The organism is Streptomyces sp. NPDC000941, assembly GCF_053599555.1.
Genome location: NZ_JBSFMM010000350.1, coordinates 1 through 7,693, shown reverse-complemented (window position 1 = coordinate 7,693; position 7,693 = coordinate 1). Strand labels below are relative to the sequence as shown.

Below are 7,693 nucleotides of genomic sequence, written 5' to 3'. Positions count from 1 at the left end.
GCCGGGGCGGCGGGCCGACGCCGCGATGGCCGCGAACGCGGGCGTCAGGGCCTTGGCCGACCAGCGCAGCGTCAGCAGATCCGCGCCGGTCGTCCGGGCCCGCAGATCGCGGGCGTCGGCGAGGCCGGGCTTGGGGGTGAGCTCGGCCTGCGCGATCAGGGCGCGCACCGCCGCCTGCGCCAGAGCGTCGTCCATGGCATCCACGGACCGGGACGCTAGCCGGTGAACCTGTCGGGACGGTGAGCCCTACCTGTGCGCGGGCTGTGCGGGGGCGGCCCCGGCCGGATGGGCGCTGTCGGTGCCGTCGGTGCTGTCGGCGGGAGCGTTGAGATCGCGGTCGACCGTCTCCGGCGCCATCCGGGTGGCGATCAGGCTGACCGCGGCGACCAGCGACATATAGACGGCCACCGGTATCCAGGACCCCGAGAAGGCGCTGACCAGCGCGGTGCAGATCAGGGGCGCGACCCCGCCGCCGATCACGGAGGAGAACTCCCGGCCGAGGGTGACCCCGGCGTAGCGGTAGCGGTTTCCGAACAGCTCGGGGAAGTAGCTCATCTGCACCCCGACGGCCCCCTGACAGGCCAGGATGAAGCCGATGACGACGGCCACGGTGATCGCGACCTTGGAGCCGGAGTTCAGCGCGACAAAGGTCGGGGTCGGCAGCAGCACCAGGGCGCCGACGATCAGGGAGTACACCGGGCGCCGCCCGAAGCGGTCCGAGAGCGTGCCGAAGCAGACCGCCGCGAGGCCGCCGCACAGGGCGCCCAGCAGCAGCACCTCAGGGACGAAGTCCTTGTCGACGCCCACCGAGGACACCAGGTACGAGGCCATGAACACCTGGTAGGTGTACGACTGGGTGCTGATGCCGAAGTTCATGAAGAGCACCAGCAGCGTCGGCTTCCTGCCGTGCTTGAAGACCTCCTTCACCGGGGACGCGGGCCGCTCGTGCTGCTGCTTCAGCTCCTTGAAGACGGGGCTCTCGGTGAGCTTGCGCCGGAAGACCATGGCGACCACGGTGACCAGGAGGCTGCTGCCGAAGACGAGCCGCCAGCCCCAGCTCATCAGGGCGTCGTCGGACAGGCGCTGGGCGAGGATCCAGGCCACGGCCCCGAGGGCGGTGCCCAGCGCCGCGCCGGTCATCACGAGGGAGGCCAGTCTTCCGCGTCGCCCGGTGGCCGCCGTCTCGGTGAGCAGGGTGGCGCCTCCGGACTGTTCGGCGCCCGCGCCGAAGCCCTGGGCCATCCGGCAGAGCAGCAGCAGGATCGGGGCGAGCAGGCCCACTTGGCTGTACGTCGGCAGCAGACCGATGGCCAGCGTGGATCCGCCCATCAGCAGCAGCGTCGCGACCAGCACCCACTTGCGGCCGAGCCGGTCCCCGTAGCGGGAGAAGAAGAGCCCGCCCAGCGGCCGGGCGGCGAAGCCGACGGCGTAGGTGGAGAAGCTGGCGAGGATGCCGACGGAGGCCGAGACGTTGGGGAAGAAGAGATCGCTGAAGATCAGGGCCGAGGCCGTGCCGTAGATGACGAAGTCGTACTGTTCCAGCGCGGTGCCGATCAGACCGGCCCATGCGGCACGCCGTACCGCGCCCGGGTCGGCGGGCGGCTCCCCGGGCGGGGCGGTGGTGGTCGGGGTGGGCGGGGGCGCGGTGGTGCGCGTGGTGTTGTCCATGATCCATGCCTCCTTGAACGGATCGATTTCCGGAGCGGTTTCAGGGCAGGGCAAGGCAAGGTGAGGGGGGTGGGGACAGGGCGGGGCCGGGCGGGGACCCGGCTACCCGAGAAGGTGAGAGAGGACGGCCCTAGGCGCCGGGACGGGCGGCCGTTCCGACAGGGGAGGTGGCCCTCAGGGCCTCAGCTGCCGCGGCGGCCGGGCCGAATCGCACGATGACGTCGACGAGTTCGGCGACCCGGGCCGCGAACGCGGGGTGTTCGGGCAGGCCGTCGCCGAGCAGCCCGCTGTCCAGAACGGCCTCGACGAAGGGCGCCCCGGATGAGGTACGGGGTCGGCCGGCGATCGCGGCGAGCGTGTCCCGGGCCGGATCCACCATCGCGGTGGCGTGCGGACCCGGCGAGAATCCGGGCAGGGGCGCCACACAGCACAGATACGCGGCCACGGTCAGCGCCAGCTGGTGCGGCATCCGTCCGGCGCGCAACTGGAGCAGAGCGGGTTCCGGCACCCGCTGCCGGAGCTTGACCGAACCGTCCGAGCCGACCTGCCGGGTGCGGTGACCCAGCGCCGAGTTGGCCCAGCGGTCGAACAGCCGGCGGACGTAGTCGTCGAGATCGATATCGGCGGGCACGGTGAGGCTCGGCAGATACTCGTCGTGCAGCACGCTCCGCGCCGCCTCGGCGATGAACGGCCGGGCGATCGCGTCCGGGATGGTGTCCCGCCCGTCCAGGGCGCCCAGATAGGCGATGAGCGAGTGGGTGCCGTTGAGCAGCCGGAGCTTGAGCAGTTCGTACGGCTCGACGTCGTCAGTGAACAGCGCCCCCGCCAGCTCCCAGCTCGGACGTCCGGCGGCGAAGCGGTCCTCCATCACCCACATGGAGAACGGTTCGGCCGGCACCGGTACGGCGTCGCGCACCCCGAGGTGGGCCGCCACCGCCTCGCGGTAGGCGTCCGTGGTGGCGGGGACGATCCGGTCCACCATGGAGCCCGGAAACGCCACCGAGCTCTCCAACCACGGCACCAGCTGGTCGCGTTCGGCCGCCGGAAGCGCCTCGGTGAACTCGCGCACCAGCCGCCTCGTCAACTCACCGTTTCCGACCAGGTTGTCGCAGCTCAGGACGGTCACCGGCCGGGCGTGGGCCCGGCTGCGGCGCTGCAGCCCGCGCACGATCCGCCCGATGGTGGTGCGCGGCGGCGCGTCGCCGCGCAGATCGGCCCGTACCGCGGGCGCGTCCAGGTCCAGGCCGTGGGTGCGTGGGGAGAAGGTGTACCCGTGCTCGGTGACCGTCAGGGTGATGACGGCCGTACCGGGCGCGGCCAGCGCGTCGAGCACGGCGTCCGGCTGCTCCGCGGCCACCAGCGCCCCGGTGTGCACGGCGGGGACGGTGACCCGGGTGTGGCCGGGGGAGATCTCCACGACCGCGTAGCGCAGATCCTGTTCGCGCATCGCCCGGACCACGCCGGTGGAGCGGCCGGCGACCCCGAGGATGCCCCAGGGGCCGTCGGCGCGGGCCAGCGCCGCCGCGGTGTGCACGGCCTGGTGGGCGCGGTGGAAGTTGCCGAGGCCGAGGTGCACGATGCCGGTCTCGGCGGGTGGCCGCGCGAGGGTCAGGGCGGCCGGGGGAACGGTCGCGCGGCCGAGGCGGGGTACGGTGGTCGCTCGCATCGTTCACCAGTCCGTCATCGAGCCGTCGCGGCGCCGCGCGATCGGCAGATAGGCGGGCTCGTACGGGAACCGGGCGGCCAGCGCCTCGTCGACCTCGACCCCGAGCCCGGGCTGGTCTCCGGGGTGCAGATGTCCGTCGGCGTAGCTCCACGCATGCCGGAACACCTCGTGCACGACCGGCTCATAGCCCATGTACTCCTGGATGGCGAAGTTCGGCGTCGCCAGGCCCACATGCAGCGACCCTGCGAGGGCCACCGGCGAGATGTCCGAGGGACCGTGCGGGCCGAGCCGCACCTGCCAGACCTCGGCGAGCGCCGCGATCCGCCGCAGATGGCTGATCCCGCCCGCGTGGGTCACACAGGTCCGTACGAAGTCGATCAGCTGCTCGGTGATCAGCGTCTGGCACTCCCAGACGGTGTTGAACACCTCGCCGATCGCCAGCGGAACGGTCGTGTGGTGCCGGACGTGCCGCAGCACCTCCTGGTTCTCCGCGGGGGTGACATCCTCCAGCCAGTAGAGGTCCACCTCCTCCAGCGCCCGGCCGAGCCGGGCCGCCTGGCCCGGGGTGAGCCGGTGGTGGGCGTCATGCAGCAACTTCAGCTCGGGGCCCACGTGTTCGCGTACCGCCGTGAGAACACGCGGGGCGTGCCGCAGATACGAGTCGGTGTCCCAGACCTCCACCGCAGGGGCCGCGCCACGGTCGGCCGGCTCGTACCCCGCTTCGCCGCTGCTCACCCCGTACACCGTGTCAAGACCAGGAATGCCGCTCTGCGCGCGCACCGCGAGAAAGCCCTGTTCGCGCCGCTCGTCGACCGCGTCGAGCAGCTGGGGGATCTCCCAGCCGGAGGCGTGGGTGTACGTCAGGATCCGGTCGCGGACCGCGCCGCCGAGCAGCTGGTACACCGGCTGGCCGGTGGCCTTCCCCTTGATGTCCCACAGCGCGAGGTCCACCGCGCCGATGGACGTCATCGTCACCGGACCGCGCCGCCAGTACGCCCCGCGGTAGAGGAACTGCCAGGTGTCCTCGATCCGCGCCGGGTCCCGGCCGATCAGCAGCGGCGCCACGTGGTCGCGCAGATACGAGGCGACGGCGAGCTCACGGCCGTTGAGCGTGGCGTCGCCCCAGCCGACCAGGCCCTGTGCAGTGGTGATCTTGAGCGCGACGAAGTTGCGGCCCGGACTGGTCACCAGCACATCGACCTCGACGATGGTGTCGGTCGTGTGCGCCGGCCGGCTCATGGGGCCACCGCCACGACGTTGTGCAGCGGCTCGCCCGCGGCCAGCCGGCCGATGTTGGCGGCGATGTCATCAGCCCGGCGCGCAAAGGTCTCGCGGGTCAGGCCCGAGGAGTGGGGTGTCATCAGTACGTTGTCCAGCGTCTCGAAGGGATGATTGCCGGGGGCCGCGGAGTGTCCGCCGGCCGGGTAGCGGTACCAGACGTCGAGCGCGGTCCCGCCGATCGCGCGCTCGCTCAAGGCCCGGTAGAGCGCGTCCTCGTCCACGACCGGGCCACGGCCGACGTTGACCAGCACCGCCGACGGGCGCATCCGGGACAGCTCGGCCGCGCCGATCAGCCCCATGGTCTCGGGGGTCAGCGGGGCCGACACCACCACCACATCGGAGCTCTCCAGCAGCGAACCGAGGTCGGCGATGGTCCCGGACCAGGCCAGCCCCTCGGCCACCGCGTCCACCTCACCGCGCCTGGTGACCGCCACGCCCCGCGCGCCGAACGCCCGGAACCGCTGCCAGCAGCGGGCGCCGATATGCCCGAAGCCGACGAAGCCGACCGTCGCCGCGCCCAGTGTGTCGACCCACGGGGAACCCGGGTCGTACGCGGGGGAGTGCCACTGCCCACGGCGCAGCGCGTCGTGCTGCCGCAGAAAGCCGCGCCGCAGCAAAATGGCCGCTGACACGGCGTACTCGGCGATCGAGTCCTCGTGGTGGAAGGTGTTGGCCACCTGGGTTCCGGGGGCCAGCGAGGCGATGTCGATCCCGTCCGTGCCGGCACCGGCCGCGTGGACCAGCCGGAGCCGGGTGGCGATCGCGGCCATCCGGGCGTCGCACTTCCCCGACACCAGCACATCCGCCCCCTTCACGGCGGCCTCGACCGCCGCGGTGTCCCGGGCGTCCGGCCAGCTGACGGACGCTCCGTCCGGCAGCGCGGCCTCGAACTCGGCACGCAGCGGGTCGAGATTGGCGTCGATGACCACCACGGTCAACGTGTCGGCCCTCATGACTTGCCCTTTCCGGCCAGCGGGCCGTCAGTCGTGGCGCCGTATCCGGCGGGGCGGGTACGGGCCGCGCCGGTCGAGCCGCGCACGATGAGCTGGGTCGGCAGCCTGAGCGTCCGCGGGGTCTGCCGCTCACCCCCGATGGCCTTCCCCAGCAGCTCCAGGCTGAGCGCACCGGCCCGCACCATCGGCACCGAGATGCTCGTCAAGGACGGCTGTGAGACCTCCGCGAACGGGATGTCGTCGACCCCCACCACGCTCAGATCCTCGGGGACACTCACCCCCAGCGCCCGCGCGCCGGAGATCACCCCGAGCGCCACCAGGTCGTTGTGCGCGATGACGGCGGAGGCGCCCGAGGCCAGCACACCGGCCGCCGCCGCGGTCCCGCCCGCCACCGTCTCGGACTGCCAGCCCAGCAGCGTCAGCTCAAGCCCGGCTCGCCCGGCCTCGGCGCGGATCAACTCCACGCGCTGGGCGTTGGACCAGGAGCGCTGCATGCCCTGGACATAGGCGATCCGCCGATGGCCGAGCGCGGCCAGATACTCGACGGCCTGGCGCATGCCCTCGGCGGTGTCGGCGAGCACACAGTCGGCGCCGGTCGTCTCGCGGTTGACCAGCACGGCGGGCGTACGGCCGCAGATGTCCAGGACCTCGTCCGCGTCGAGCCGGGGCGAGCACACGATCAACCCGTCGGCCTGCTCGCGCAGATGGGCGAGGACTTCGCGCTCGTGGTCGGGGTCGAAGTCGGTGTCGGCGAGTACGACGGTCTGCCCGCGGCGCCAGCCCTCGCCCTGCGCGGCCTTGACGAAGGCGCCGAATACGGGGTTGGCGATATCGGGCACGACGACGGCGACCGTGGCGGTCCCCGTGTCGTCGGCCGGCTCGGCGGCGCGGACAGCGGACGATTCGTAGCCGAGCTCTTGCGCAACGGTCAGTACCTTGCGCAAGGTCTGCGGTCCGAGCCGGTTGGGGTCGCTGAACGCGCGAGAGGCGGTGGACAGTGCGACATTGGCGCGCTTGGCCACATCAGTGAGGGTGGGTGCCATGGGGGCTCCGCTCCTGGTGCGACGGAGTGGTGCAGATGAACGACATGTTTCATGGTCGTCACCCTTGTGCAACCTTGTCAATGCTTGCCAAAGCATTGGCAAGGGTCTCGGCAGGCCGCGGTCCTCGGCATCGTCATCGATGGCCGGTGTACGTGGCCGACCGGGAGCCGATCACGGAACTGGCATGATGGCGCGCATGACCACGCCACCCCTCACCGGCCCGCCATCCGTCCCCCCGGGTGGGGGTGTGCCACCCGGGCCATGGACGTCGGGCCGACCCGGAAACCGCCGGACCACTGTGGCCGTTGTGGTGTCGGTCCTCGTGCTCGTCGGCGGGGCCGTCACCGCCTGGTGGCTGACGCGGGACGAGGACGGCTCCTCGCTGGCCGACCGGCCGCGGGTGACGGACGACAAGGCGGGAATCTCGTACGCGATACCCGAGGGCTGGCAGCGCAACAAGAAGGGCGACCTGGTGGACGCCTTCACCTCGTCGATCACCATGAAGTCCACCGGCGGCGAGGAAGGCGGCAGCGTCGTGCTGGCCGGGCGGAACGGGACCGTGCCCAAGTCCCAGCTGAAGGAGCAGACGGAGGACGCGGTCCGGTCGAACGCCGAGTACTTCTACCCGGACGGGCGCTCGAGCATCGAGGAGTCGCGGGCCACCACGGTGAGCGACCGCCCCGCGTACACGGTGGCGTTGAAGGTGAGCGACGGCGAAGGCAGCACGGGCCATCTGCGCCTGACCCTCATGACCGCGCGGGACGGCGGCTCGTCCTACCTCCTCGGCATCGCCCAGCCCACCGGGCCGCAGGAGCAGCAGGAGGTCGACGCGGTGCTGGAGAGCGCGTCGCTCAGCTGACCCCGGCATCGTGGCGGGGCCGGTTTCACACCCGGCACTCGACGATGCAGCCGCGGAGCTCGTAGCCGGCAATCTCGTCCTTGAAACCGACCCCGGGCGGGGCCGCCATCCGGATGCCGGGCAGCGCGAACAGCCTGCTGAGGAAGATATCGGTCTCCAGGATCGCGATATGGGCGCCGGGGCACTTGTGCGGGCCGTCGCCGAAGGCCAGACCGGCCGCCCC

Annotated in this window: 7 protein-coding genes and 1 pseudogene; 1 reads left to right on the top strand and 7 read right to left on the bottom strand. The window is 71.9% G+C overall.

Translation table 11 applies throughout. The annotated features are described in order from the left end of the window. The 6 genes from ACWDSL_RS50445 to ACWDSL_RS50420 all read right to left on the bottom strand — a co-directional run. The coding region (locus tag ACWDSL_RS50445) for a triphosphoribosyl-dephospho-CoA synthase (protein ID WP_450496132.1) at positions 1–195 on the bottom strand (195 nt) is incomplete at its 3' end. A 51-nt stretch (positions 196–246) separates the two neighbouring features. Continuing rightward, entirely contained in the window at positions 247–1,668 is a 1,422-nt protein-coding gene (locus ACWDSL_RS50440; protein ID WP_450496131.1) for an MFS transporter, read from the bottom strand. 130 nt (positions 1,669–1,798) lie between these two features. Further along, positions 1,799–3,334: a mannitol dehydrogenase family protein gene (locus ACWDSL_RS50435; protein ID WP_450496129.1), complete on the bottom strand. Its 1,536-nt coding sequence runs from the start codon at positions 3,332–3,334 to the stop codon at positions 1,799–1,801. Between the two features lie 3 nt (positions 3,335–3,337). After that, entirely contained in the window at positions 3,338–4,573 is a 1,236-nt protein-coding gene (gene manD, locus ACWDSL_RS50430; protein ID WP_450496127.1) for a D-mannonate dehydratase ManD, read from the bottom strand. Further along, positions 4,570–5,568 carry a 2-hydroxyacid dehydrogenase gene (locus ACWDSL_RS50425; RefSeq protein ID WP_450496125.1) on the bottom strand — a complete coding sequence of 333 codons (999 nt, stop codon included), beginning with the start codon at positions 5,566–5,568 and terminating at the stop codon, positions 4,570–4,572. Before ACWDSL_RS50425 ends, manD begins: the two co-directional genes overlap by 4 nt. Continuing rightward, positions 5,565–6,611 carry a LacI family DNA-binding transcriptional regulator gene (locus tag ACWDSL_RS50420; RefSeq protein WP_450496123.1) on the bottom strand — a complete coding sequence of 349 codons (1,047 nt, stop codon included), beginning with the start codon at positions 6,609–6,611 and terminating at the stop codon, positions 5,565–5,567. The genes ACWDSL_RS50425 and ACWDSL_RS50420 overlap by 4 nt, the downstream gene beginning before the upstream one ends. A gap of 307 nt (positions 6,612–6,918) precedes the next feature. On the opposite strand from ACWDSL_RS50420, the gene ACWDSL_RS50415 reads away from it, so the two are divergent. Then, positions 6,919–7,470, top strand: a complete 552-nt coding sequence (locus tag ACWDSL_RS50415) for a hypothetical protein (RefSeq protein ID WP_450496122.1) — start codon at positions 6,919–6,921, stop codon at positions 7,468–7,470. A gap of 25 nt (positions 7,471–7,495) precedes the next feature. Here ACWDSL_RS50415 and ACWDSL_RS50410 read toward each other — a convergent pair. After that, positions 7,496–7,693, bottom strand: a pseudogene (locus ACWDSL_RS50410) (cytochrome P450); the annotation flags it as partial.